The sequence below is a fragment of the Kitasatospora sp. NPDC059327 genome, from assembly GCF_042752535.1.
Taxonomy (GTDB): domain Bacteria; phylum Actinomycetota; class Actinomycetes; order Streptomycetales; family Streptomycetaceae; genus Kitasatospora.
The window spans coordinates 60,810-85,335 of record NZ_JBHYYB010000005.1; the positions used below are offsets into that span (position 1 = coordinate 60,810).

19 protein-coding genes are annotated in these 24,526 nt (G+C 70.4%); 12 read left to right on the forward strand and 7 right to left on the reverse strand.

Annotated elements, in window-relative coordinates:
* The first annotated feature begins 54 nt into the window (after nucleotides 1-54).
* Nucleotides 55-936: a helix-turn-helix domain-containing protein gene (locus tag ACFXHB_RS04930; RefSeq protein ID WP_380572140.1), complete on the forward strand. Its 882-nt coding sequence runs from the start codon at nucleotides 55-57 to the stop codon at nucleotides 934-936.
* Entirely contained in the window at nucleotides 933-1,145 is a 213-nt protein-coding gene (locus tag ACFXHB_RS04935; protein WP_380572142.1) for a DUF397 domain-containing protein, read from the forward strand. Before ACFXHB_RS04930 ends, ACFXHB_RS04935 begins: the two co-directional genes overlap by 4 nt.
* A 73-nt stretch (nucleotides 1,146-1,218) precedes the next feature.
* Here ACFXHB_RS04935 and ACFXHB_RS04940 read toward each other — a convergent pair whose 3' ends face one another.
* The 5 genes from ACFXHB_RS04940 to ACFXHB_RS04960 all read right to left on the reverse strand — a co-directional run bounded on the left by ACFXHB_RS04940 (nucleotide 1,219) and on the right by ACFXHB_RS04960 (nucleotide 12,963).
* Nucleotides 1,219-1,872, reverse strand: coding sequence for a hypothetical protein (locus ACFXHB_RS04940; protein WP_380572144.1), 654 nt, complete (start codon nucleotides 1,870-1,872; stop codon nucleotides 1,219-1,221).
* Nucleotides 1,869-3,149 (reverse strand): AAA family ATPase, encoded by a 1,281-nt coding sequence (locus ACFXHB_RS04945; RefSeq protein WP_380572145.1) that lies wholly within the window; start codon nucleotides 3,147-3,149, stop codon nucleotides 1,869-1,871. The genes ACFXHB_RS04940 and ACFXHB_RS04945 overlap by 4 nt, the downstream gene beginning before the upstream one ends.
* Nucleotides 3,146-8,599, reverse strand: a complete 5,454-nt coding sequence (locus ACFXHB_RS04950; protein ID WP_380572146.1) for a hypothetical protein — start codon at nucleotides 8,597-8,599, stop codon at nucleotides 3,146-3,148. The genes ACFXHB_RS04945 and ACFXHB_RS04950 overlap by 4 nt, the downstream gene beginning before the upstream one ends.
* Nucleotides 8,599-11,688, reverse strand: coding sequence for an SNF2-related protein (locus tag ACFXHB_RS04955; protein WP_380572147.1), 3,090 nt, complete (start codon nucleotides 11,686-11,688; stop codon nucleotides 8,599-8,601). Before ACFXHB_RS04955 ends, ACFXHB_RS04950 begins: the two co-directional genes overlap by 1 nt.
* Nucleotides 11,689-11,856: 168 nt before the next feature.
* On the reverse strand, nucleotides 11,857-12,963 hold the full coding sequence (locus ACFXHB_RS04960) for a serine/threonine-protein kinase (RefSeq protein WP_380572148.1): 1,107 nt from the start codon (nucleotides 12,961-12,963) through the stop codon (nucleotides 11,857-11,859).
* Between the two features lie 367 nt (nucleotides 12,964-13,330).
* On the opposite strand from ACFXHB_RS04960, the gene ACFXHB_RS04965 reads away from it, so the two are divergent.
* A complete protein-coding gene (locus ACFXHB_RS04965) occupies nucleotides 13,331-14,017 on the forward strand; it encodes a Tat pathway signal sequence domain protein (protein WP_380572150.1) in 687 nt (228 codons plus the stop codon).
* Nucleotides 14,018-14,162: 145 nt separating this feature from the next.
* Here the strand turns inward: ACFXHB_RS04965 and ACFXHB_RS04970 are convergent, their stop codons facing one another.
* Nucleotides 14,163-15,062: a Gfo/Idh/MocA family protein gene (locus tag ACFXHB_RS04970; protein WP_380572152.1), complete on the reverse strand. Its 900-nt coding sequence runs from the start codon at nucleotides 15,060-15,062 to the stop codon at nucleotides 14,163-14,165.
* Between the two features lie 139 nt (nucleotides 15,063-15,201).
* Here ACFXHB_RS04970 and ACFXHB_RS04975 point away from each other — a divergent pair, with 139 nt between their 5' ends.
* The 7 genes from ACFXHB_RS04975 (at nucleotide 15,202) to ACFXHB_RS05005 (ending at nucleotide 21,730) form a co-directional block, all read left to right on the forward strand.
* Nucleotides 15,202-15,318: a TetR family transcriptional regulator gene (locus ACFXHB_RS04975; protein ID WP_380572154.1), complete on the forward strand. Its 117-nt coding sequence runs from the start codon at nucleotides 15,202-15,204 to the stop codon at nucleotides 15,316-15,318.
* Between the two features lie 549 nt (nucleotides 15,319-15,867).
* Nucleotides 15,868-17,310, forward strand: coding sequence for an MFS transporter (locus ACFXHB_RS04980; RefSeq protein WP_380572155.1), 1,443 nt, complete (start codon nucleotides 15,868-15,870; stop codon nucleotides 17,308-17,310).
* A 152-nt stretch (nucleotides 17,311-17,462) separates the two neighbouring features.
* The gene (locus ACFXHB_RS04985) at nucleotides 17,463-17,762 is read left to right on the forward strand and encodes a hypothetical protein (RefSeq protein ID WP_380572157.1); all 300 of its coding nucleotides are present in this window, start codon (nucleotides 17,463-17,465) and stop codon (nucleotides 17,760-17,762) included.
* Nucleotides 17,759-18,706, forward strand: coding sequence for an acyl-ACP desaturase (locus tag ACFXHB_RS04990; RefSeq protein WP_380572159.1), 948 nt, complete (start codon nucleotides 17,759-17,761; stop codon nucleotides 18,704-18,706). Before ACFXHB_RS04985 ends, ACFXHB_RS04990 begins: the two co-directional genes overlap by 4 nt.
* A 162-nt stretch (nucleotides 18,707-18,868) precedes the next feature.
* Complete coding sequence (locus ACFXHB_RS04995; protein WP_380572161.1) at nucleotides 18,869-19,264, forward strand: acyl-CoA thioesterase; 396 nt, start codon at nucleotides 18,869-18,871, stop codon at nucleotides 19,262-19,264.
* 60 nt (nucleotides 19,265-19,324) lie between these two features.
* On the forward strand, nucleotides 19,325-20,923 hold the full coding sequence (locus ACFXHB_RS05000; RefSeq protein ID WP_380572163.1) for an AMP-binding protein: 1,599 nt from the start codon (nucleotides 19,325-19,327) through the stop codon (nucleotides 20,921-20,923).
* 138 nt (nucleotides 20,924-21,061) lie between these two features.
* Nucleotides 21,062-21,730: an enoyl-CoA hydratase/isomerase family protein gene (locus tag ACFXHB_RS05005; protein WP_380572165.1), complete on the forward strand. Its 669-nt coding sequence runs from the start codon at nucleotides 21,062-21,064 to the stop codon at nucleotides 21,728-21,730.
* A gap of 111 nt (nucleotides 21,731-21,841) precedes the next feature.
* Here ACFXHB_RS05005 and ACFXHB_RS05010 read toward each other — a convergent pair whose 3' ends face one another.
* Complete coding sequence (locus ACFXHB_RS05010) at nucleotides 21,842-23,167, reverse strand: carbohydrate-binding protein (RefSeq protein ID WP_380572167.1); 1,326 nt, start codon at nucleotides 23,165-23,167, stop codon at nucleotides 21,842-21,844.
* Between the two features lie 482 nt (nucleotides 23,168-23,649).
* Between ACFXHB_RS05010 and ACFXHB_RS05015 the strand changes: the two genes are divergently transcribed.
* Both ACFXHB_RS05015 and ACFXHB_RS05020 read left to right on the forward strand, forming a co-directional pair.
* On the forward strand, nucleotides 23,650-23,850 hold the full coding sequence (locus ACFXHB_RS05015) for a hypothetical protein (RefSeq protein ID WP_380572169.1): 201 nt from the start codon (nucleotides 23,650-23,652) through the stop codon (nucleotides 23,848-23,850).
* Between the two features lie 105 nt (nucleotides 23,851-23,955).
* Complete coding sequence (locus tag ACFXHB_RS05020) at nucleotides 23,956-24,480, forward strand: MauE/DoxX family redox-associated membrane protein (RefSeq protein WP_380572171.1); 525 nt, start codon at nucleotides 23,956-23,958, stop codon at nucleotides 24,478-24,480.
* Nucleotides 24,481-24,526: the final 46 nt, after the last annotated feature.

The following is a 24,526-nucleotide window of genomic DNA, read 5'->3' on the forward strand; positions in this document are numbered from 1 at the left end:
TGTTGCTCGGCGCATCCGCCGGATAGCAGACTGAAGCCGACTCAAGGAGGTTTGGTGCCAGAGGAGAAGACGCCCAACGCACCGTCAACCGTGCTGGGACGTCAGCTGGGAGACGAGCTGCGCGCCATGCGGGAGCGAGCAGGCATGACCACTGCTGACGTTGCCGCCGAGCTGGACTGCACCAAGGGAAAGATCTCCCGGATCGAGAACGGTCGTTCGCCACTTCGTGCGCCCGACCTCACCGCGATGCTCCGCTTCTACGGCCAGGACGACCCCGCCACGGCAGAACGCCTTGCCGAGCTCGCACGTGCGGCCAACAAGCGCCGCCGCGGTGGGTGGTGGAACGAGTACGGTGGCGTCCTGGCCGACACCTACCGCGACTTCATCGCGCTGGAAGCCGTTGCGTCGTCGGTCCGCACGTACCAGAGTCAGATAGTCCCCGCTCTGCTCCAGACGCCCGACTATGCGCGTGCTCTGTCGGTCGCGAGCCGGCGTTGGTCCCGGCCCGAGGAGATCGAGCAGTTCGTCTCGGTCCGACTCCTGCGGCAGCATCGGCTGACGGACGAGGAGCCGCTGTCGGTGTGGGCGGTACTCGCGGAGGGTGCGTTGCGGCAGCAGGTCGGCGGACCCGTCGTCATGCGGGACCAGCTTGCCCATTTGGCCGAGATGTCGGCTCGCCCGAACGTCACCGTGCAGGTGGTCCCGTTCAGAGTCGGGGCACATGCCAGCATGGTCGGCCCCTATGTGATCCTGAGCTTCCCGTCCACCAGCGCGATGGACGTCGTGCTGCTCGACAATCCATCGGGTTCGATGTGGCTGGAACGGCCGCCGGAGATCGCGACCTACTCGGACCTCTGGGACGACGTACGGACGAAGGCACTGTCTCCGGTGGAATCGCTGGAGCTGATCAACTCGATCAAGGAGTTCGGTACATGACCTCAATCTCTGACGCTGCCGCTGTCGTGTGGCGCAAGAGCACCTACAGCGGGCCCGACAACGAGTGCGTAGAGGTTGCCGACGGCCTGCCCGGTGTCATACCGGTCCGCGACTCGAAGGATCCCGCCGGGCCTGTCCTCCGTTTCGCCGGTGACGCCTGGGCGGAGTTCGTCACTGCCCTCAGGGCGGGGGAGTTCCCGCTCGCCTGAGTTCCGGCGGCATGAAATCGTCCGTGCGGGCCGTGGATGATCACGGCCCGCACAGCTGTCTGTGAGCCCGGTCCTACCAAGCACCCAGATCGTCGAGGAAGTCGCGGTACGAGTGGTTGCTGCCGGTGGGCTTCGCCGGTGCGTGGCCGAGCCTGACGGCGGCCTTGACCACCGTCTGACTGTCGCTCTCCCGGTAGCGCGGTGCGCCGAGCCGGCGCTGCAACTCCTCCTTCGGGTTGCGTATCTGTGCCGTGTCCCGGTTCCGGAGCTGCTGCGGCACCTTCCAGGCCGAGTGGACCTCGGGGAACGCGTCGGGAAAGAGCAACAGCCAGCCCTCGGTCTCCCAGGTCGCCAACGCGAGGGCGAGCGGGACGGGGCAGCGGTCGGCGAACTCCTTTCGGAGCTTGGCCCGTACGGCGTCGTAGCGGTCGCGCGACACCTCGTCGAGGTCGAGGTGCATCGCCAGCCCGTGCAGGTCGGCCTTCTCCTTGGCCGCCACCGCCTTGGCCTTCTGGACCAGCCTGGTGACCCGCGAGGAGAGGTTCGTTCCCGTGGCGTCCTTCAAGGCGACCGGGTCGTTGATGGAGGCGACCTTGCCGGTGAAGGTGCTCAGCTGGGCTCTGACAAGGTGGGTGAGCGCCTCCCGGTCGTTTGAGCTCTCGCCCGCTACGACGATGATCCGGGCCGTGCTTCCGCCGCCCTTTGCCCCCTTGGACGGCTTGCTCACAGGCCGCCGCCGAGAGCCCCCGTGAACCACAGCTCGCCGAGTGGAAGTCCCTCGCTCGCCGCCCGGATGCTGTGGACCTCCTCGGTGCTCAGCGACGGGATCAGCGAGGCGCCGTTCTGGTCGCGTTCGCAGACCACGAACTCCTCCGGTTCGAGCCGGTCCACCAGGGCGGGGGAGTGCGTCGTGACGATGAACTGGCTCCGCTCACTCGCCTCGCGCAGGCGCTCCACCAGCAGTTCGAGCGCCTGCGGGTGCAAGCCGTGGTCCAACTCCTCCACACAGGTCAGCGCCGGCGGCGCCGGGTCGTAGAGCATGGCGAGCAGGCTGAGCAGGCGCACGGTGCCGAAGGAGGCGTCGGCCAGCGGCGTCGGGCGGCGCAGGCCCCGTTCGATCAGGTCAACCGAGACGTACTGGGCAGCTCCACCGAACGAAGTGAACTGGATGTCCTCCAGATTGGGCAGCACTGTCCGGGCATCGTCGATGAGACGTTCCCAGATGACTACGTCCGATGACAGGTCGACCAGGAACAGCGCCAGATTTCCTGCGTCGTCGGCGAGTTCGACTGGTCGGCCGCGAGGGGAGGTCCGAATCCTGATCTCCCGACCGGTCTCCCTGCTGACCAGGATGCGGGCCACTCTGTTCGGACGTCGGGCGGCAGTGACATCGACATCGAACACACGGAAGGACGACAGACGCCGGGCCATGGTGGCCACTTCCTCGCCGCCTTCCGCAACGGCCAGCCGCGGGAGTGTCGACAGGCCGCTGCTGAGCTTGCTGATGCCCAAGCTGCGCTCGCCCGAGTCGTCGAGCTGGCCTTGGCTGTCAGCTGCGATGTCGGTGACCAGAGCCTCCTCACCGGCAACGGTGATGCGGCGCCCGCGCCCCTTCGTCCGCTTGAACCGGAACGACTCACTGCGGGAGATGGTGAAGCCCTCCGCCGCCCGCTTGTCGCTCCGTCGTCGGATGGTCAACTCGTACTCGTCGGGCGCGGCTGCGGACGCGTGCGAGGTCCAGCGTGCCTGCAAGCCGATCCGCATCGTCGTCGGCGGCCGTTCACCGCCCCAGAACGCCAACTCGTCGAAGCCTCCCCGAGAGGAGAGAGCCGGGTCGAGGTCGGAGTTGATGATGTCCGAGAGGAAGCGGAACACCTGGAGGACGTTCGACTTGCCCACACCGTTCGGCCCGACCAGGACGGTCAGGTCGCCGAGGGGCAGGGAGATCCGCTGAAGGCTGCGGAAGTTCTCCACGTCGAGTCGAAGAAGCCGACGGTCTGTCATGGCCCGACCCTACTGTCGTCGTCAGCGGCCGTGGCAGAGGCGCCCGGAACCTCCTGACGGACCGGATCCCACTTGCCCCGGGCGACCTCCGCATCCAGGCGCGCCTGGAACACGGCATGCGCCTCACGCATCTCGCGCTCGCGGTCGGCCTTGTAGAAGGGCGCGGTGTAGCCGGTGGGGACGGGAGAGGTGCCCGGGTCGGCCAGGTACTTCTGTAGCTGTTCGAAGTGCTCCTTGGTCTGGCCGTGGCCGAAGGTGTGCCGGCTGCCCGCGATCTTCCGGCCGTTGGCGTCGAACCATGTAACGGCGTCGAAATCCTGCGTAATGGGGAACCGGGCACGGTACATCGCTGCCAGCGCATCGGCACTGACACCGAGCCATACGGCCACGAGTGCGTCGATCTCCACGAGCGCCGCCCGGCGAGCCTGTTCACCGCGAAGTGGGGTCTCGTATTGCCACTGTGGAGTGACCTCGTGCAGTGGTTGCAAGTTCGGCCAGTCGATAGCCCACGGCTCGTAGCCTGGCCACCTTGAGTCGTACAGCTCAGCCCAGAGATCTGCATAGGCGGAAGTCAGGCAGTTCAGGCGCAAGGCGCGGAGGAGTAGCGCGGAGGCAAGGGGATTTCCTGAAACGGGCGCTGGCATAGAGCGTGCGCCAGAGCTTTGCAGGTCGCTCTTTCCGGTTGTGCGAATCAGGTAGTCGACAGGGATCGAGGACCAGAAGCCAGCCGTCAAACAAGTTTGCCGGGCATCGTACGCAGTCAGACTGTGAATGGCATGTACGTGGCTTGCTCCGGGTGGAATGATCGCGCTGTACAAGCTCCGCTCACTATTGGGGGCGATCTGGCGACGCCATGCAAGTCGATAGAATTCCGTGTACGGCCGACGAGATTTCTCTCCAAGGAATACTCTAACTTCCTTGGCTGTGACGAGGTCGGTATCGACCCCTTTTTCCAAGGCCACGGCGGCTCGCGCCGCCTCAAATTCGACGGGGTTGGCAAAAAGTCGATCACGTTCCGCGTAGTCAATCCAACGGTCTTGAGCGCTGTGGAATTTATCGTTATCGCAGGCGCGGATATACTCAGTTTCTGGTACGGCATCTATGGCGGCCTGTTCCAGATCGATACCAAGAACCTCGCCGTGTCCTTGGCTGGGTTGCTTACCTAGGGGTGTAGCAACGCTGATCTGAGATCCCTTGAGAACTACCTCGGACCATCGAGTAGGAAGTTGGGCTGAGCCATCCCGTGCGTCGATGTGGTTATACTTGATAAGCCCGGAGATCTTTGCGGTTGCTTCATTGTAGCCGCTGGAAATCTGCGGCTCCAGCGTGGAAAGTTTTACCGGATAGAGTGCGAGTGCGGAGATCGCATCAGCTTCCGCTGTGCTTACGGGGGAGAGGAGGCGGGCCTGTGTGACCGGCTGATCCTCATTACCTGTCAGCTGCTGCCAGCGTGCGAGGGTTGTCTCATTGACTCGGACAATTCGTCGGGGATCGGGTCGCTCGTCCCAAACGCTGCCAAAGCGTACGCCTGGTGCCGGCGTCGCCGGGTTGGGAAGGGCTGAAGCAGATGCCTGAAGAGCTGCGGCCGAGAACAACCACGAGAGATGGTCGAATCCGATCTTTCCAGGTCTTCCGTAAATATGTACGCCGAAGTGGCTGGCGCGCCCGATGGGCGGTGGGAAGAAGCGGTTTCCCGCGTTGACGAAATCGGCATGGACGCGTAGACGCTGGTAAGCCGCCTCTCGAAGAGCCGCCTCTTTATCCCCGGCGAAGTGAGTATCGGGGTGGATGAGTCCTACGACGCCGCTTTGCGAGGCGTGTGACCAGGTCTGGCACATGAATGCTCGGTACAGGTCCGGGCGAGTTCCCTCTAGAAAAGGATAAACCGCCCGGGATCCCAGGAGTGCGACAGTGGCGCTGGTCGACGTTCTCTCCTGAAGGTAGAATGGGCGCGCGGCTGGCATCGAAAGGATGTTTGCCTTTCGCTGCGACCACTCCTCCATCGATGCCTTTTCCGTCAACTTGAACCACGGCTCGTGCTCCGCAAGTACGGCTGGCTCGTCCCAATCCGGCCGAACCCATGGCGGGTTGCCCACCTGGAGGTCGAATCCGCCGTGCCGGGCGAAGACGGCGCCGAAGTCCAGCTCCCAGTGTAGGAAGCCCTGGCGTTCCGCGATCTCCTGGGCCACCTCCAGCCATGGGAAGCGTTCGTGGAGTTTCAGCACCTCGTCCATGCCCATGAATCCCGGCAGCCCCTGCTCGTACCCCTCGATGGTGTCGAGCGATCCGAGGTCGGCGACCAGCGTGCCCGCAGGCTGGTCGTACGTGCCGAGCAGCGCCTCGGCGAAGTCCAGCCAGTCCGCGAAGTCCGCCAGCGCGATGACCGGCCGACGTACGGGAGTCGGCATGCGTCGCCGCGTCCCGGTGGGGGCGGCCCTGCGCGCCGCCGCGACGGGCGCGGCCTCGCTGAGCGCGGACAGCAGCGACTCCTGCTCGCCGCCCACGCTGAACAGGGACGCCTGCTCCGCGAGCAGCAGCCCCGGTTCGGGCTTCAGTTCCGTCGGCGGCTCGGTGCCGCCCACTTGCGGCAGCTCGGCCAGTGCAGCCCTCGCAAGCTCGTCGTCGTGCGCCTCGTACACCGCCGCGCTGCCGTCCAGCAGTCCGGCATGCTCCACCGGCCAGAACCAGAGGGCGCACCACGCGTCCATCATGGTCTTGAGTCGCCAGTAGGGAGACCCGGGATTCTCGAAGAGGTCCCGGTACACCTTCTCCTTCGGCACCGCGCCCTCGGGCCGATGCAAGAAGTCGTACTCCTGCTGGTCCTCGCCGTCCGCAGGCTCCGCGCCCCACACGTCTATCCGGCGGGAGATCTCCTTCTCGGACTCCTCCATCCGCCGGACGACCACCTCCCACAGGAATTCCGCCCGCCGCGCCACCGCCTGGAGCCGTGCCAGCTGCGAGAGTTTCTGCCCCCGTGCCGCCTTCACCGTCGGTGGCTTGAGGATGCCCTTCTTCCACGCCCCGAGCTGCTTCGTCTCCTCCGGAGCGAGCGCCCGGGCCTCCTTCTCGCCCGCGACCGCCGCCCACCCGGGTGCCGGCAGCAGGAACTGGTGCACCGCACCCTCCGGCAGCTCCTGCCGCGTGACGCCGTCCTCGCCGAGGAACGGCAGCGGCGTCGGCCCCAGCGCTCCCTTGGCCTTCAGCCAGAGCTTCTCCTTCGCCCCGACGTCCTGCCCGCTGAACACCGCACGACGCCCGCCGATCAGCGAGTTGCCGCGTCGCAGGTGCAGGCCGAACCAGGGGGCCTGCATGCCGGGGTGCATGGTGTTGAGCCAGAGCGAGACCTCCGCCAGCTCCACACCTGTCGCGTTGAGGTCCACGCCGTACGCGTTGTGCAGGGCGATGTACGCCTTGGCCCGCTGCTCCTCCTCCAGCGCCCGGCTGGTGGGGATCGAGACGCCCAGCTCGTCCTGGCGGCGGCGCAGGTACTCCTTCGCGACCTGGTTGATCGCCTCGTTCAGGAAGGCGCCCGACCCGAGGGCCGGTTCGCAGATCCGGTACTTGAGCAGCTCGGACGCCCGCGTCGGGATCGTCTGCCCGTTCTCGTCCTTCTCCTGGTCGAGCCGGTGCTTGAGCGTCAGCTCGACCGTGACCTTCGTCAGCGACTCCGGCGTGTAGTACGAGGCGGAGGTCTGCCGCTCCCTCCCCGCCAATCGATAGACGAACGAACCCTCCGAGTAGACCTTCCGCCCGCGTAGGCCCTTCCGGGCATCCCGCTCGTCGTACTCGACGAAGACGTCGTCCGGGTACTCGCCCTGGCGGTCGGCCGGGATCATCCAGGAGCCGTCCTTCGGGTCGCCGCCCTTGGCGACCTCGCGCAGTTCCTGGTCGGCGATGAAGCCGGTGTACGACATCAGGCCTTCGTAGACCGCACCGAGCTGGTTGATGCCCAGGTTGCGGTACGAGATGAAGCCGCCACGCTCACCGCGCTTGGCGTTCTTCATGGTCAGCAGCCGCAGCACCTCGTGCAGGGCGGCGTTGCGCAGCCGCAGGTCCAGCCAGGCCGGGCAGTCGTCGTCGGCGCGCGGGTCCAGGGTGTTGCCGCCGATCAGGGTGACCGAGCGGTCCTCGAAGAGCGTGCTGTGCAGGGGCTCGAAGCGCAGGCCGCGGTCCTCGCTGCGGCGGGCGGCCTTGGCGTTCCTGGTGTCCTCGTCGTCGCCGGGGAGTTCGTCGTCCGGCTCGCTGCCGTAGCGGCGGTGGCCGTGGTTGACCTTGTGGAACAGAACGTCCAGCGACGCGTACAGGTGGTACCCCTCCCGCGCGGCAGGCTCGACCAACTCCTCGTCCCGGGCGACGAGTTCGCGCAGGCGGGCCATCGAGTACCCGGCCTCGTAGCTGCCGTCGTCGGCCGGGAGGATGCCGAGTTCCGGCCGGGCTTCGGCGTAGAGCAGGAAGAGGATCCGGTACAGGTACCGCAGGGTCTCGCGGGTGAGCCGCTTGGCGAACGGGGTGCGGCCGTCCTCCAGGTCCGCCGGGGCCAGCCCGGTGTCGGCGAGCCGGTCCAGCACCTCCTGGGCGATGATCTCCACCGAGCGCTGGAGTCCGCTGCGCAGTTCGCCGCTGACGCCGACCGCGTTGGTGGCGGAGGCCTTGAGGAGGGTGTCGAGCAGCGGCTCGGCGCCGTTGTCGCCGGGGCGCAACATTTCCTGCCCGAACAGGGCTGCCAGCATGGCGAGTTCGCCGCCCTGCCTACGGTCGTTGCGTTCCAGTGCCGCATCCAGGTTGACGGCCGGGTACCGGCCCTCGCCCCAGCTGTTGCGGTCGGCCAGGACGAGCACGCCGCCGATCAGCAGCAGCACGAACCGCGGCGGGCTTCCCTCGGGCCCGCCGATCTTTCCGGCAAAGAGCCAGGAAGCGAGTGCGGCGCCGTCCGTGTAGCTCTCGGCGGCGCTCACCCGCAGGGGTGCCAGCAGTCGGCCGGGGCCAGCCGCGTCGAGCGCGGCGTCGTTCTCCGCGGCCCACCCGCAGTCCAGGGCGACGACGCCGTGCCCGTGGTAGGCCACCTGGACGCTGTGGTCCTTGCCCGCCCGGTGGACGGTCAGCTCGGTGGGGCCGCCGTCGTCGTACCCGAGGGCGCGCAGCACCTCCTGGTGCCACTCCGCGACCCGCTTCGTCCAGTCGATGTTGCCGTACGTGCGGCGGACGTACGCGTCCTCGGCGTCCGCGCGGTCGGCCTCGGCGAAGTACGGGCGCAGGTCGTCGTTGAAGTAGGTCGCGCGCAGGGTCCGGACCCGCTCGCGGGCGGTGGTCCGGCGGTCGTGCTCGTCGCCCTCGCGCAGTGTCCAGGTGTCGAACAGGTGCTTCTTGAGGTCGGCCGGGAGCTGCTCGGCGAAGTAGTGCGCGGCGAAGTACTCGCCGCGGTTGCCGAAGGAGTCGTGGACGGTGCTCATCAGTGCGAGGTCTCCAGGTGCGAGGGCCCGACCGGTGTTGCGGCACCGGCGTCCGTGGGCTCCAGGACGGCCAGCAGGCGCAGCATCGGCGCGCCCGCCGTCTCCAGCGACTTGACCAGGTCGAAGCGGCGGCTCGCGGTCAGTGCGGCCTGCTGCTTGCCGGCGGTGCCGCCGGTGAACAGGGCTTCCTGCTTCCAGTGGGTGAGCCGCTTGCGGTAGGGGGCGAGGGTGGCGTCGACCTGCTGCCGGTAGGCGTCCTCGCGGGACTCCAGGTATCCGGTCGCAGCGTCGATCGCGGCCGGTACCAGGTGCTGGAGACCGGGCAGGTCGCGCGGGGCGGCGCGGCCCGGCATGGTCGGGACGACTCCGGCCCGGGTGAGGAATCCGTTGTCGAGCGGCTCCACCACCGGCGCACCGGGCAGCCCGGAGACGGCCATCCACTCGACGACGGTCGGGCGGCCGAGCGCGTTGGAGTAGATGCCCTGAACGAGGAAGACCGGGGCGGGGACGGCGGCGGCGAGTACCGGCGCCTCGTGGCGGCCGATCTCGACCAGCACCTTGTCGGTGAGCCAGTCCATCACCGGGTGGATGTCCGTGAGGTACGAGACGTTCGGCCACAGCGACTCCGAGGAGTCGCGGGCGACCTCCAGGCGGCGGCCGGCCAGGTCCTTCGAGAAGGTCACCCGCAGGCGTCCGGGCTCGTCGCGGCGCGGAAGGATCCGCTGCTCGTCCAGATAGGACTTCGGTAGCGCCCGGAACCGGTAGGCGAGGTCACGCGGCGGCTCGAAGGCGATGGTGCCGTCCGGGTCCCGGCGCAGCGACAGCTCGTCCTCCGGGTTGGTGCGGCAGATCTGCCGCAGCGCCGTCTCGAAGTAGGCGGCGGTGTCGGGGAACAGCCGCAGGATCTGGGCGCGCGGCACCTCGTGGCGGGTCGGGGCGGCACCGACCTGGGCCAGCAGGCCGGCGAGCATGCCACCGCCGGCCTGGCGGGAGGCCTTGATCGACTGCTCGACGGTGCGCCCGGCGATGAGGTCCTTGGTGAGGCGGTTCTCCTCCTCCTGGGCGCGGTAGAGGCCGGTGGCGGCCTCGGCGGAGCCGTCGATCTTGTGGGCCTCCTCCTCGCGCCGCAGCAGCTTCTCGCCGACCAGGCGGTCGTCCAGGGTGCGGGGCTCGCCGGTGACCGGGTCGGTGCGCCAGGGCAGGTCGCTGGTCAGCACCAGCGCGCGGAACTGCGGGGGGCGCTTCTGCCCGTACCGGTCGATGCGGCCGTTGCGCTGCTCGATCCGGATCAGCGACCAGGGCAGGTCGTAGTGGATCAGCAGGTGGCACTGCTGGTGCAGGTTGACGCCCTCGGACGCGACGTCGCCTGTGAAGAGCAGCCGGACGGGGTCGTCCCGCAGGCCGAAGGCCTCGATGATCTTCATCTGCTCCTGATCGCTGGTCGCCTCGCCGTGCATCACCTGCACCGCGTGCGTACCGCCCCGGCCGTGGCCGTAGGCGAGCCAGGGCTTCCGGTCGTCGGGGCTCGGGCCCTTGGTGAAGCCCAGCGCCGCCGGCACCGCCTCGGCCAGCCACTTCAGGGTCGGGATGCGCTCGGAGAAGACCACCACCCGGACGTCCGAGCCGGGGCCGACACCCAGCTCGCGCAGCTCGGCGACGAGTGCTCGGAGCTTCGCCGAGTCGTCGTCGCCCACCTGGCGGGCCAGTCGCTCCAGCTCGGTCAGGGCGGCGAGCTCGCTCGCGGTCTCCTCGGTAGTTCGCTTGCGGCGCCCGGCCCTGGGGGCCTCCTGTCCGGGCTCCGCCGACGGATCGGCGGCCGCGCCCAGGGTCTTCTTGCGGGTCCCGATGGTCTGGAGGAGGGCGCGGTGCGAGGAGAGGAACGACTTGAGCAGGTTGTAGGCGTCGAGCTGGCTGAAGGCCGCCGACTCGTCGGCGCCCTCGCGGGGGATCCAGCGGGTGGCCAGCTCCTCGAAGACGGCGAGTTCGGCCTCGCTCGCGGCGGCGTGCACTGGCACCGATGGCCCGCGGTCCGCCCAGGCGCCCTTGAGCGAGTCACGGACCTCGGGCGTGGTCTTGGTCCGGCGGATGTAGAGGTGCTCCAGATCGGCCACCTCGTAGCGGTCGGGGTCGACGATCGCCGCCGGGTCCAGCAGCTTGATCAGCTCGGCGAAGGAGCGGGCGTCACCGTTGTGCGGGGTCGCCGAGGCGAGGATCAGCGCATCGGTCTGCCGGGCGAGCAACTGGGCCAGGGTGTTGGTGTCCGTCCCCCGGTTGACCAGGCGGTGGGACTCGTCGATCACCACCGCGTCCCACTCCGTCCGGTCCAGGTGGTGGGCGTACTGCCCGTCGCGCTTCAGGGTGTCGACGGAGACGATCACGCGTTTGAAGTAGGCGAAGGGGTTGCGGCCGGAGGGGATCTCCTGCTGGATCCGCTGGATGCCGGTCGAGTCCAGCCGCACCAGGGGGATCGCGAAACGCGTCCACAGCTCCCGCTGGAACTGCTCCAGCACGTGCTGCGGCGTGACCACCAGGATCCGCTCGCCGCGGCCCCGTCGGATCAGCTCCGCCAGGACCAGGCCGATCTCCAGCGTCTTGCCGAGGCCGACCACGTCCGCGATCAGCAGACGCGGCTGCGGGTTGGCCATCGACAGGGCCAGCTCGGCGGGGCGCAGCTGGTGGGTCTGCGCGTCCATGAGGAAGTTGTCGGCCAGACCGAGGCCGTGCTCGGTCTGGGGCAGGAAGGACTTGCGGACCACCGCCTCCAGGTACAGCCGGGCCCGGCGGTGGTTGGGGGAGTCGTCCGGCACCAGGGTCGTCTCGCGCGGGTCGAGGACTTGGATGTCGTCCAGACGGCTGTAGAAGACCGCCTCGGTGCCCCGGACGAATGACGAGATGCCGGTGACCTCGACCATGTAACGGTCGTGAGCTGTCAAGGTGACCTTGCGGACCAGCCACTGTTCGTCGCGGACGAGGACCTGCGAGCCGGGAGCGAACCCCGGCCCGGCGGCGCGGTCACCAGAGGTGGGTGCGGGCTCCGGTGCCGGCTCCCAGGCCGTCCACCCGGGCCCCGTCGATTCGGTTGCCGTCATACCGCCGGACTCCGCGTCGACCGCCACGCCGCACTCCCACTCACTTGCACTCGCCATTTGCCGGGCACCGCCACGCCGCACAGACCTGCGGCGTGGCCGATTCCACGGTGCCATCCAACCAGGCCGGCGCCCGCACCGGCACCGTTCGAACGATTGTCCCGGGGCGTCCTACAGGGCGGGCATCCATGCGTAGGCCTTGCGCAGCTCCTCGGCGACCCGCTGTGAGGCCGGCACACGGGGACGGGCTGGTGCGGCAGGTCCGACCGGGGCCGGCTCGGCCTCCGGGGCCTCGGGCAGATTGGCCGCCTCGGTGGAGTCCACCGGGACTTCGATCGCATCCGGGGTCGGCGCGGGGACCGTCGGGAGGCGGTCCTCGACCTCGACTGTGAGCCGGTCCGCCCCTGCTGAACCGCTGCCCGTTCGTGCGATCAGTGCCTGCCTGGCCACGGCTGGTGCGATGCCGAACGAGGTCATCAGGGTGCCGCACGCGTCGGCGACCTGGGCGACGGTCGGCCGGTCCTGCGGCTCGTGCGCGAACATGGAGGAGAGGAGCGGCAGCAGCGACTCGGGCACGCCGCCCAGGTCCGGTGCCTGGTTCGGATTGGCCACCTGCGCGACGATCGACTCCCACCGGGTGCCGTCGTAGGGGTAATGACCGGCCGCCGCGTAGAGCAGGACGGTGCCCAGGGCGTACACGTCGGCCGCCGCCGTGACGTGCGGGTGGCCCGCCGCCTGCTCGGGCGGCATGCACCGCACCGTCCCGACGATCATGCCGCTGTGCGAGAGGGATTCGTGCGTCGCGTCGGTGAAGGCGGCCAGTCCGAAGTCGATGATCACCGGCCCGTAGTCACCCATGATGACGTTCTGCGGCTTCAAGTCACGGTGCAGGAGCTCGGCGGCGTGGACCGCGGCGAGACCTTCCGCAAGCAGCGCCCCGAGGCTCGCGACCTGCACCGCGGGCAGCGGACCGTGGGCGTCGGTCTCCTCCAGCAGCGTGCGACCGGGCACGTAGTCCATGGCCATCCAGGGACGGTCCGCGTACGGGTCGGCGTCCAGGAAGCGCGCCACCCGGCCGGTTCCGACCACCTTCCTGGCAGCTCGCGCCTCCCGCTCGAACCGCACACGGGTCACCGGGTCCAGCCGGTCCGCGCGGATCAGTTTCACCGCGACCGGGTCACCGGCCGGGGAGAACGCGAGGAAGACCTTCCCCATGCCGCCGGACCCCAGCGTGCGCGCCACCGTGTACCGGCCGATCCGCTCAGGCGTTCCTGACATGAACACACGCCCTCTCGTGTCTCCGTGGCATCTCCCGACACCGTGGACGCCGTCGGCCAGATTAGTGGTAGGGGCCACCTGTCGTGTACGTAGGGTGTCAACCGGTAGTGGGGCTATCCGTCGTCGGCGAGGCTGCCGCTACGTGCCGTGATCGTCGTCAGGTGTCCCGGCGTCGTGGCGGTGAGCTCCTACGTGCGGGTGCCAGGCGCGGCCGTTCGTTGCTGACTTTTCGTCAGCAAGTTGCCCCGCACTGCCTTGACGGTGCATCGACACGGCTCTACAACGTAGTCAGCTCCCCGATCCCCCACCCCGGGAGCAGCGCACGTTCGCCTTCTCCATTCCCCCTCACCGAGGAAGAGGCCCTCCCATGCGCCTTCGTCGTCACCGTGCGGTCGTCGCCACCGCCGCCTTCGCCGCCACCGCCGCTCTCGCGTTGGGCGCGGCCCCCGCGTCGGCGGCGCCCGGTCCCGTCGCCGCCACCGCGGTGCTGACCGCGGGCGGCGCCGCGGTCGGGGTGGGCGACGCGCTCGCCGCGCCGCTCGCCGCGAACACCCGTGCCACCTTCTACTCGACCGCGACCAGTACGACCGGCGTCACCTGCGCCACCTCCCAGCTCGCCGCCAAGGTGCTGACCAACCCGGCCGCGCCCGGCACGGCGACCGAGTCCCTGACCGGGCTGACCTTCGGGTCCTGTACCAGCAACGTCACCGGGGTGACCTCGGTCCGCAGCCTGACGGTCGGCAACCTCCCGCACGTCGTCGCCGTCGACGACGGCCCGGGCCTGCCGGTCACCCTCACCGGCGGAGCCGCCGGACCGATCCAGGCCACCGCCGTGCTCAACAGCTGGTTCGGCACCCTCACCTGCACCTACCAGCTCAGCGGCGCGTTCACCGGCAACGCCGACAACGCCACGCACGGCATGGCCTTCCGCAACGAGCACTTCGCCAAGAGCGGCGGCTCGTCGCTCTGCCCCGCCGACGGCTACTTCTCCGCCGCGTACGCCCCCGTCACCGACACCACCCTGCCCGGTGGCCCCGCGGTCCTCGTCAACTGACGGGGGCCGGCCCGATCGGTGGCCGCGGGAGCCCCGGTGGCGGGGCTCCCGCGGCCGTCCGGCCGGTGCGCGTGCCAGGGCCGGTGCGGCTGCGGGCTACCGCGCCGACCGTGTCTCTGGCCGGTGGCGCCGGCGGTCGGAACCGTCAGCGGACCTTCGCCGCGACGCCGGTCTCGGCGGCGCGTTCGATGGCGGCGAGCACCCGGTGGTGGGCCGCCGCGGTGTGGAAGTCCGGGTGGGGCCGGCGCCCTTCGGCCATCGACCGGGCGATCTCCTGGTAGACGGCCGCGACATTGGCGACCGGTCCGGCGGCGGGGTCGAAGGGGACGGTCCGGTAGTCGTCGGGCACCCTCACCCGCTCGCCGTCGACCCGGATGACCCAGTCGGTCCAGTGCAGGTAGGTGCCAGGCCTGGGCTGGGTGACCGTCACGGTGCCCTCGGAGCCGACCAGCTTGACGAAGAATCCGTCCGGGCTCCCGCTGCCGCCGTGCACGGCTACGGAGGCGGTGGCGCCGTTCTCCAGGACGCCGTGGAGCAGCACCTGCGCGGGTACCCCGTTGGGCACCGTCCCTCCGGTGCCCGTGACTTCGACGTGGTCGTGCGGGCGGGGCAGGCTCGCGGAGACCTCGACCAGCCTGCCCGCCATCCGGTCCAGGGTGGCCAGGAAGTGGCCGGCCATGACGGTCAGGAGCGAGGTGCCCGCGGCCGGATCGGTGGACCACGCCAGCTCCGGCGCGATCCGGGGGCCGCCCAGCGGGTCGCCGGCGGCGACCAGGACGGCCGATTCGAGTCGGCCGATGGTGCCGGCGGCGATCAGGTCGGCGACGTAGCGGGCGTCCGGTGACTGGTGTCCCTGCAGGTTCACGACGTGGACGACGCCGGCCGCGGCGGCGGCGCGGGCGAGGTCCTCCGCTTCCGCGACGTCCACGCCCAGCGGCCACTCGGAGAGCACGTGCTTGCCCGCCGCCAGCGCGGCCCTGATCACCTTCGCGTGACCACCAGGCCGCACCTGCCCCACGGGTGCCTGAGTGTCAACAGCGTCCATGCCTGCGCTCCGGAGTCCGCGCCGATCCGCCAGGAGGTGATCGCACGGCGGATGGCCGGCGAAGCCGCCCTGCGCCGGCGCTTCGAGCAGGCGCCCGACCTGCCGGCGGACCCGCGATCCGGGGGTCCTCGCCCAGCTGGTGCACACCCTCACCGACGGCATCGCCGTGCAGGCGGCGAGCGGCCACACCCGCGACCAACTGCACCGGGTGGCCGACCTCGCGCTGCGCACGCTGTTCGCGCCGTCGAGCCGCTAGGGCCGCACCGCTCGGCCGTCCGCGCCGGGCCCACTCCGAGCGCTTCGGTGGCTGCTTCGCCTGCGGGCCGCCGGGCGTTCGCCGCCGGCGGCCGGCGTCGTGGCCGGTGGGCGGGGCGGGGAGTGGCCGACCGGACGTCAAAGAGGCCTCCGTCGGGGGTGCCCGGTGGCCGGGAGGGGATTGACACTGGCGGGTAACAAAGCGCAATCTGATCAGGCCCACCGGCGTGGGCGGGGTTCGAACGCGGCTCAATCATGACCAACACGCCTCTTGGTACGAGGAGTTGAGGCGTCGCGCACTCGGCCCACAGGTGGCGGACGACCGGTTCCGCCTGCCCGCACACGCCCGCGGGGTGTGCGGTTGGGGGCGTGTCGGACAGGCGCGTTCCGAGGGGGAGAGGCGCGGGCTGGGGAGCCCGGCGGCTCGACGGCGGTGTGCGGGGCGCGGTCCGCGAAGGGCCCGGTCCGCTGCGGCGCGGTGCCCCGGCGGCGCACGATCACCCGTACCCGTACCCGTACCCGCCGCCGTCGCCCAGGAAAGGACGCCCGGATGGCCGACCTGCCCGCCGCGCCCGTCAAGGGCCCCGCCGCCGTGGCGAGTCGGCCCGCCGCCCCGCCGGTGGGAGCGGTGCTGCTCTGTTGTCTCGGGGCCTTCGTGGCCTTCCTGGACAGCACCATCGTGAACGTGGCCTTCCCCAACATCGCCAAGACCTTCTCCGGCTCCGATCTGCCGACGCTCTCCTGGGTGCTCAACGGCTACAACGTGGTGATCGCGGCCTTCCTGATGCCGGCCGGCCGCGCCGCCGACCGGCTCGGCTGCCGTCGGTCCTTCGCGGTCGGGCTCTCGCTCTTCACCCTGGCCTCGGTGGTCTGCGGCCTCGCCGGTTCGGCGGCGGTGCTGATCGCGGCCCGGCTGGCGCAGGCGGTGGGCGCCGCGATCCTGGTGCCGACCTCGCTCGCCCTGCTGATGCCGATGTTCCCGATGGCCCGGCGGCTGGTCGCGATCACCATCTGGGGCGCGGCGGCGGCGCTGGCCGCCGGTATCGGGCCCGGCCTCGGCGGGCTGCTCGCCGAGCACTGGTCGTGGCGGGCGGTCTTCCTGGTGAACATCCCGATCGGGGTGCTGGCCGTGTGGGCCTCCCGGTCCCTCCCCGAGCAGCGCGAGCGTGGTGGTCCGACCCCGGACGTGCTGGGCGCGGCCCTGCTCGGCGGCGCGCTCGGCCTGCTCGCGCTGGGGCTGGTCAAGGGCCCGGACTGGGAATGGACGAGTGCCGGCACCGTCGGTGCGCTGGCCGGTGGCGCGCTGCTGGCGGTCGCGGCGGTGCTGCGCAGCGGCCGCCATCCCGCGCCGGTCATCGCGCTGGATCTGCTCCGTTCGCGCGGCGCGATCGGCGGAAACCTCGGATCGATGCTGTTCTCGGTGACGTTCTACATGGTCATTCTGAACAACATTCTCTTTCTGACCGGGAATTGGCACTGGTCCCTGATCACGGCCGGGTTGGCCACCACGCCACCGCCGATCGCCACCGCGCTGGTCGCCCGTCCGGCGACCGGGCTCGCGGAGCGGTTCGGCGACCGGCCGGTGGTGATCGCCGGTTGCCTGATCTACGCCTGCGGGACACTGCTGTTGCTCTGGGGCGGCGGCCGGGGGCCCGACTTCCTCGCGCACTGGCTGCCCGGCGCGGTGTTGATGGGCACGGGGGCCGGCCTGGTCTGGCCGGTGCTGGGCGCGGTCGCGCTGGCCGGGGTCGAACCGGCCCGGTTGGCCACCGCGAGTGCGGCGAACGCGGCGTTCCGGCAGCTCGGCGCGGTACTCGGGACGGCCCTGGCCGTCTCCGTGGTGACCGCCTCGGCGGCCGACACGCTCGGCGCGGCGCGCGAGACCTGGTACCTGGCGATCGGGTTCGCGCTCGCGGTCGCGCTGCTCGCCGCGGTGACGATCCGCCGGGGCCCGGCCGCGGCGGCGCCCGCCGACCTGGCGGGCGCCGGGTAGTTCCGGTCGAGTTCCGCGGCCCTCCGACGCGAGCCCCCCGTTCCGGCAGGGGCCCAGCGGTGTTGGCATCGAGTGTTTCTGACGCTCCATTAACTACGTTGTAACTATGGTTATTTGGCCCATTCAATCGCCAACTTGTATGATTCTGAGCCATGGTGACGCCCGAAGTTGAGACCTACATCCGGCAGAAATTCGGCGAGCATGCCGGCCTCGCGGACGAGGAAGTGTTCGCCGACGACGTGACGCTGGCCGAGGTGATCGGCCGCAGCCCCACGATGACCAACAGCATCGACCTGATGGAGGCGTTCGCCCGGACGGCCAACGGCCTCCGCAAGGACTACGGCGTGCGGGTACGGCTGCCCGCGCTGCCGTTGGACACTCCGACCCCGATGGTGCTGAAGGTGTTCCTGGAGGAGTTCGAGAAGCAGCAGGCCAAGGAGGCGGCCGCGTGAGCGTCATCGACACCGACCTCGCCGTTCCGGTGGCCCGGAAGGCCGTCGTCCCCGCCGAGCCGCCGGCCATCATCACCGACCTCTGGGACGCGCTGACGGTGCGCCGGATGTCCCTCGTCGACGTGACCTGGGAGCAGCAGCGGCTGCACGAGTCGCGCCGCTGGAGCGTCGTCGAGATGCTCGCCGCGGTCGACCTGGACAACCTCACCGCGCTCGACCGCAACCTGGTTTGGAACGCCGGCCGGGCCGAGCTGACCACCAAGCCGGGCGCCGACCGCCTGGAGCGCCAGGCCGAGGCCGAGGTGCGCCGTTGGGAGAAGACCAACCCGGCACTCGCGGCGGTGATGGAGTCGTGCGGCACCTGGAGCCGGTACTGGAACGAGGAGGAGGCCCACCACGAGACGGTCTTCAACCGGCTGGCGGACGTCAGCGGGATGGAACCGATCGACGACGAGACCTTCCTCGCGTTCCGCAAGGTGTTCCCGGACGACGACATGCTGCGCACCCTGGTGCTGCTCGCGATCTCCGAGATCACGGCCGCCGTCAACTACGGCCAGTGCCAGCACGTGATCCAGGACGAGGGCCTGCGCCGGATCTTCAAGCAGGTCGCGGCCGACGAGATCCAGCACCGCAACTACTTCGTCTCGTTCGCCAAGGCCCTGGTGGACAGCGGCGAGTACCACGCCAAGGACGCCTTCGCGGTGGCCCACCTCTTCCTCCGCGAGGACGGCGAACTCCTGGGCAGCGCCCGGGACCAGAAGGAGGACCGGGGCACCCACGTCAACTGGTGGGACCACCTCGACACGGCCGAGACCGGCTACCGCCCGGAGGCGATCGAGAAGAAGGAGCAGCTGGTCTGCGGCGCTCTGAAGAAGATCACCGGGATCGAGGTGCACTCGCGCGAGGAGGTCGAGGACACCTGGATGGACCTCCTCGACAGCTGACGCCGGACCCCTGCGGCCCCCGGACGGCGCCCCGCGCGCCGAGCGGACCCGCGGGGCGCGGCCGCCCGGCTCGGCCCACCCGCACGCTTCCCGGCCGCCCGGCCGGTCCCTTCGGCACGATCAAACGGACGGTCCGACGTGTTCTTCGGCGAATCACGCCTCATGCTCCCGGTGCGCCCCAACGACCTCGACGCGCTGGGGCACGTCAACAACGCGGTCGCGCTGGAGTACCTGGAGGCCGGTCGGTGGGACTGGCTCGGCGGGCAGGGGCTCGTCCACGGCGACCGGCTGATCGCGGTGGTCGCCCGCACCGAGATCGACTACCTGGCGGAGATCCCGCGCGGCCGGGTCGAGGTGCGCACCGCGCTCGCGTCGCCCTCGGAGGAGGAGTGGGACGAAGAGGGCATCACCTTCCGGGCCCGGTTCCGGCAGCGGATCCACCTGCCGGAGGCGGACCGGCCGGCGGTGGACGCGCTGGTGACGGTGGCCTTCCTGGACGCGCGGGAACGCTGCCTGGTCTCGCTCCAGGACTTCCTGGAAGCCTCCACGCCGGTCTGACCAGGTGCCGGTACAGCGCGCGACGCAGTAGCCAATCGACGAACGACCAGGAGGGGTCCGGTGCTCGAACACATCCAGCGCAACCAGGAGTGCCCGCCCGAGCGGGGGCTCCATCTGTACGAGAAGTACGGCGAGCCGGCGGAGTTCACCTCCTACCGGGAGTTCCCCGAACGGATCGCCGCCTGCGCGGACTTCTTCCGCGAGCAGGGCGTCGGACCGGGCACCCGGGTGGTCTTCCCGTTCGAGACCTCCGTCCCGGTGGTCCTCGCGTTCCTGGCGCTGATGGAGATCGGCGCGGTGCCGCTCTCGGTCAAGCCGTTCGTGCTGAACACACCGAAGGCGGGCTACCAGGAGTTCCTGGCCCGGGTCGCGGCGGACTTCGGGGCCGCCCGGATCCTCGACGTCCCCACCCTGGCCGCCGTCGACCTGCCGGTCGAGGTGCTGGCGATGCCCCCGGCGGGCCTGCGCCGGACCGGCGCCCGGCTGCGGACCCCCGGTGACGACGAACTGGCCTTCGTGCAGTTCTCCTCCGGGTCGACCTCCTTCCCCAAGGGCGTCCCGGTGACCCACGGGCGGCTCCGGGCCAACCTGACCATGATCACCCGTACCGACGGCCGCCGGCCCGAGGAGCGGGTCAGCAGCTGGCTGCCGCTCTACCACGACATGGGGCTGGTCGGCGGCATGCTGTCCTGCTTCGCGGTCGGCTGCGACCTGCTGCTCGCCGAGCCGGTGACGTTCCTGTTCGACCCGCGGGGCTGGTGGGAGCACATGGGCCGGGAGGGGGCCGTCGGCACGGTCATCCCGAACTTCGCCGTCGACTACTCGCTCAAGCTGATGCAGGACCTCGACGCCGAGGAGATCGCCGAGATCGACCTCTCCGGGATGCGGTCGATCTACCTCGGCAGCGAGCCGATCAACCTGCCGAACCTGGAGGCGTTCCTCGACCTGATGGCGCCCGCCGGTCTGCGGCGCGACGTCTTCATGCCCTGCTACGGCATGGCCGAGGCGGTCCTGCTGGTGGCCAGCCGGGAGGTCGGCAGCGAGGTCCGGGTGGCCACTTCGCCGTCCGGGGTCCCGGCGATCTCGGTGGGCCCGCCGATGGCGGAGTTCACCGTCCGGCTGCGCGGCGAGGACGGGCGGGTCTGCGGCGAGAACGAGCTGGGCGAGATCGAGCTGGCCGGCGGCAGTCTCGCCGAGGCCTACTTCGACCGGCCGGGGTCGATCGGCGGGCCGGACGGCTACTACGCGACCGGAGACATCGGCTTCCTGGACGCCGGGGAGCTGTTCATCACCGGCCGGATCAGCGACCGGATCAAGGTCGGCGGCCGCAGCCTGTTCGCCGCCGACTTCGAGCAGGCGGTCGAACAGCTGCCGTTCGTCCGCGAGGGCCGGACCGCGGTCGCGCAGATCGGCACCGACATCGTCGTCCTGGCCGAGGTGGACCGCGAGGCCCGGGAGGACGTGCCGGGCAGCCGGGCGCGGATCGTCGAGCACCTGGTGCGGGCGATCGGCGTCACCGTGCGAGCGGAGGACGTGCACTACCTGAAGCCCGGGCAACTGCCCCGCACCAGCAGCGGCAAGCTGCGGCGCCGCGCGATCGTGGCCGCCTACGAGCAGGGGCAGCTGCAGGGGATGACGCTGGCGGGGCCCGGGAGCTGACCCGGCGTTCGGTTCGACGGGCGCGGCGGCCCTCCCGGCCGCCCGTTTCCGTCGAACCGGCCGCCGACGGTCACCCGGACGCCCGCCCGCGGCCGCGGGCGGGCAGGTCACCACGGAAACGACGCGAAGGAGCGACGCATGCCGAAGCTGGAGCGGGACGGCGAGGTCTTCGTCCTGCATCTCGACCCCGACGACGAGAACCTGTTCCACCCGGACCGGCTCGCCGGGCTGGAGGCGGCGCTCGACGAGGTGGAGGGCGCGCAGGGGCCGCGCGCGCTGGTCACGGCGGGCAGCGGCAAGTTCTGGTCGAACGGCCTGGACCTCGGCTGGCTGCTCGACCACGGCGACCAGTACACCGGCTACCTGGACCGGGTGCACGCGCTGCTCGCCCGGACGCTGGCCTCACCGGTGGTCACCGTCGCGGCGCTCAACGGGCACACCTTCGCGGCCGGGGCGATGTGGGCGCTGGCCCACGACGTCCGGGTGATGCGGGCCGACCGCGGGTACTTCTGCCTGCCCGAGGTGGACCTGGACCTGCCCTTCCAGCGCGGCATGTCGGACCTGATCCGGGCCCGGCTGACGCCGCGGGTCGCGCACGAGGCGATGACCACGGGCCGCCGCTACGGTGGCGGGGACGCGCTCGCGGCCGGGATCGTCGACGAGGTCGCCGACCACGACGGGCTGCTCGGGCGCGCGGTCGAGCGGGCCCGAGCACTGGCCGGCAAGACCCGGCCGGTCCGGGGGCAGATCAAGGAGACGCTGTACGCGGAGGCGCTCGCCTCGCTCCGTACGCCGACGGCCGGGTGAACGGCTGACGCCCTGGTGAACGGCCGACGGCGGGCCGGTCCCCGTGCGGACGGGTGCCGGGGGAGCCCGCCGCCGCACGCGCGGCGGCGGGCCCACTGCGGGTGGTCCCGGTCAGCAGGGGCCGTCGTCGGACCAGACGCCCCACTGGCCGCTGGCGGACGGGTTCTCGTTCAGCGTCCACCACTTGGCGTGGTACTTGTGGCCGCTGTACGACACCTTGTTGCCGCTGGTGTAGGTGGTGGTGGCGCTCCACGCCGGGTCGGTGCAGGCGCCCGGCGGCCGGCTGGTCGGCGGCGTCGTGGGCGGTGTGGTCGGGGGCGTCGTGGGCGGTGTGGTGGGCGGTGTGGCGCCCGCGAACCGCGCGGTGAACTTGGTGAAGTCCCAGTCGCTCTGGGCCACGCTGGAGCAGGAGCCGGACAGCCCCGGGTCGACCGTCCCCGGGCACTGACGGTCGCGGTTCACCGACCAGTAGGTGTACCGGGCCAGTTGGTGGGCGAGGGCGAAGTCCAGCACGGTCTGGAAGTCCGCCTGCCGGAAGTACTCGGCGGCGTCGGTGCGCCCGTTCATCAGCGAGACGCCCTCGTGCGCGTAGGCCTGGGCCTCCGTCCAGCCGAAGGTGGTCCGGAGCAGCCCGTTGAACTTGACCAGGGCGTCGGTCTGCGCGGCCGCGCCGTTGAACCCGCCGTCGAACGGCATGATCGAGTAGTTGTCGGGCGTGAAGCCCTGTGCCTTCGCCTCGTTGAGCATCTGCTGCCCGAACCACCCGGTGCCCGCCCCGGTCCCGGCGGTGGTGATCGAGACGTAGAGCCCGGGGTTGTTCTGCTGCAGGATCCTGGCCGCGCCGATCTCGTTGTGGATGGCCGCCGTGTTCTCGTACTCCGGCTCCTCCAGGTCGAAGTCGATGGCCTTCAGCTGGTACTTGGTGACCACCTTCTGGTAGCCGGCCGCGGTGGCCTCCGGCGTTCCGCAGCCCTGGCCGAGCTTGTTGCCGCCGTAGCCGCCGACCGAGACCGAGACGTCGCCGCCCTTGGCCCGGATGGTCTGGATCACCGCCGGCATGGTGGTGTCGGTGTCGATCGGCGAGGTGCCGCCCCAGGCCGGGGTGCAGCCACCCTTGTCCAGGATGAAGGCCAGTTGGAAGGCCTTCTGGCCGGTCGCGTCCATCACCGCCGCGGCGTCCGGCGGGCTGTTGTCCTCCGGCATCAGGTAGGGCGCCGAGGCGTACCAGTTGCTGCCCAGGCCGGTGGCGGTGGCCGTGACGTCGGCCGAGGCGGCACCGCCGCCGGCCAGCGTGGCCGCCGCGCCGGCGATCAGCCCGAGCGCCCCGGCCACCGCGATCGCGGCCCGACGCGCCCGGGGTCCGCGGTGCCGGTGCCGGTCGGTCGGTGGGGTGGGCCGCTGGGTGGTGAACCGCTGTGGGGGAAGAGCACGTTCCATCGGAAACCTCTCCAGGAAACGGCGGGGACGGTCCGTCCGCGTCGAGGTGGGGGAGACGCGCCGGACTCGCCGGCCGTGCCACGAGGGGGAGCGTGCGGACGGCCTCCACTGGTATAGACCTGTCCGGAAACCGCAGTCAACCAATGGGACGGTCAAGCCTTGACGGGCCGTCCGTGGCGGGGGCGGGCCGGTCCGGTCCGGTCTCCGGCCGTTCGTCCGGGGTGACCCGAAATGCCGGACCGTCGGGCGTTCTTCTTTGTCGCCCCCCTCCCGATTCCTTCTCCATGCCCGCTCTGCCCCCCTCTCGGCTCATTCGCGATTTCCTTCGGTCGGAACCGGAAGATCCTGTTCCGAATTCGATTCGACTGTGCTCGAAGTTGGTCTAGACAAGCTGTTCATGTTTCGGTTACGTTTCCCGACGCGAGATCTCGTCAGTAAGTGCACAGCCGCTCGTATCCATCTACCGCAGTGTGGAGGAACAAATGGTTCAGGCGATTCTCAACCTGGTGGACCGCACCTTCTCCCGGGGGCTCAAGGAGGAGGCCGCGGACGCGTACTGCCAGTGCCCCGCCGGCACCAGCTCGTGGTGCTCGAACGAGATCCTGTACGTGCGCACGTGCTGCTCCTGGAACTGCGCCGTCGCGCCGTCCTGTGAGACCTACGGCATCATCGGCGGCTGCTGATCCCCGTCCTGGCGATTCATTCGTCCTGACGACATCGGTCGACTGACACACAAGTCCGCCGGTGCCCCCGCCCACCCGGGCGGGGGCACCGGTGACGGGGGAGCCATGACTGCATACCTGCTGCTCGGCGGCCGCTGCGTGCTCGCGGCCGTGTTCGCCGTCTCCGCCCTGGCCAAGTTCCGGGCGCCGCGCGAGTTCGCCTCCGCGCTGCGCGCGATGGCCGTCGTGCCCGAGCGGCTGGCCGGTGTCACCGCGGCCGCCGTGCCAGTGGTGGAGGTGGCCGCCGGCCTCCTGGTGTGGGCGCCGAAGCCCATCGCGACCTGGGGTTTCGTGCTCTCCGGCGTCATGTTCGCGATCTTCGCGGTGGTCCTGGTCTCCGTCCTGCGACGCGGGCTCGACGTCTCCTGCTCCTGCTTCGGGGCATCCGGAGTGCCCGTGAGCCGGGCTCATGTGGGCCGCAACCTGGTCCTGCTCGGCATCGCCGGGGCCGGCCTGGTCGCGAGTGCCGGCTCCTCTCCCGGCGACCTCGGAGCCACCGGCGTGGTGGTGGTCCTGCTGGTGGCGGTCTTCGCCAGCATCCTGATCATCGCCACCGACACGCTGGTCGAACTCTTCTCGACCGCCCGCTGATCCGCTGTTCTCCCGGCCTTTCCGGCCGCCCCTATCTCCGTTCGTA

What these genes read in the sequence shown, in the direction of transcription:
- ACFXHB_RS04935 (WP_380572142.1), top strand. Translation starts at nt 933, where the DNA reads ATGACCTCAATCTCTGACGCTGCCGCTGTCGTGTGGCGCAAGAGCACC.
- ACFXHB_RS04945 (WP_380572145.1), bottom strand. Translation starts at nt 3,149, where the DNA reads ATGACAGACCGTCGGCTTCTTCGACTCGACGTGGAGAACTTCCGCAGC.
- ACFXHB_RS04950 (WP_380572146.1), bottom strand. Translation starts at nt 8,599, where the DNA reads ATGAGCACCGTCCACGACTCCTTCGGCAACCGCGGCGAGTACTTCGCC.
- ACFXHB_RS04955 (WP_380572147.1), bottom strand. Translation starts at nt 11,688, where the DNA reads ATGACGGCAACCGAATCGACGGGGCCCGGGTGGACGGCCTGGGAGCCG.
- ACFXHB_RS04960 (WP_380572148.1), bottom strand. Translation starts at nt 12,963, where the DNA reads ATGTCAGGAACGCCTGAGCGGATCGGCCGGTACACGGTGGCGCGCACG.
- ACFXHB_RS04965 (WP_380572150.1), top strand. Translation starts at nt 13,331, where the DNA reads ATGCGCCTTCGTCGTCACCGTGCGGTCGTCGCCACCGCCGCCTTCGCC.
- ACFXHB_RS04970 (WP_380572152.1), bottom strand. Translation starts at nt 15,062, where the DNA reads ATGGACGCTGTTGACACTCAGGCACCCGTGGGGCAGGTGCGGCCTGGT.
- ACFXHB_RS04980 (WP_380572155.1), top strand. Translation starts at nt 15,868, where the DNA reads ATGGCCGACCTGCCCGCCGCGCCCGTCAAGGGCCCCGCCGCCGTGGCG.
- ACFXHB_RS04985 (WP_380572157.1), top strand. Translation starts at nt 17,463, where the DNA reads ATGGTGACGCCCGAAGTTGAGACCTACATCCGGCAGAAATTCGGCGAG.
- ACFXHB_RS04995 (WP_380572161.1), top strand. Translation starts at nt 18,869, where the DNA reads ATGCTCCCGGTGCGCCCCAACGACCTCGACGCGCTGGGGCACGTCAAC.
- ACFXHB_RS05005 (WP_380572165.1), top strand. Translation starts at nt 21,062, where the DNA reads ATGCCGAAGCTGGAGCGGGACGGCGAGGTCTTCGTCCTGCATCTCGAC.
- ACFXHB_RS05010 (WP_380572167.1), bottom strand. Translation starts at nt 23,167, where the DNA reads ATGGAACGTGCTCTTCCCCCACAGCGGTTCACCACCCAGCGGCCCACC.
- ACFXHB_RS05015 (WP_380572169.1), top strand. Translation starts at nt 23,650, where the DNA reads ATGGTTCAGGCGATTCTCAACCTGGTGGACCGCACCTTCTCCCGGGGG.
- ACFXHB_RS05020 (WP_380572171.1), top strand. Translation starts at nt 23,956, where the DNA reads ATGACTGCATACCTGCTGCTCGGCGGCCGCTGCGTGCTCGCGGCCGTG.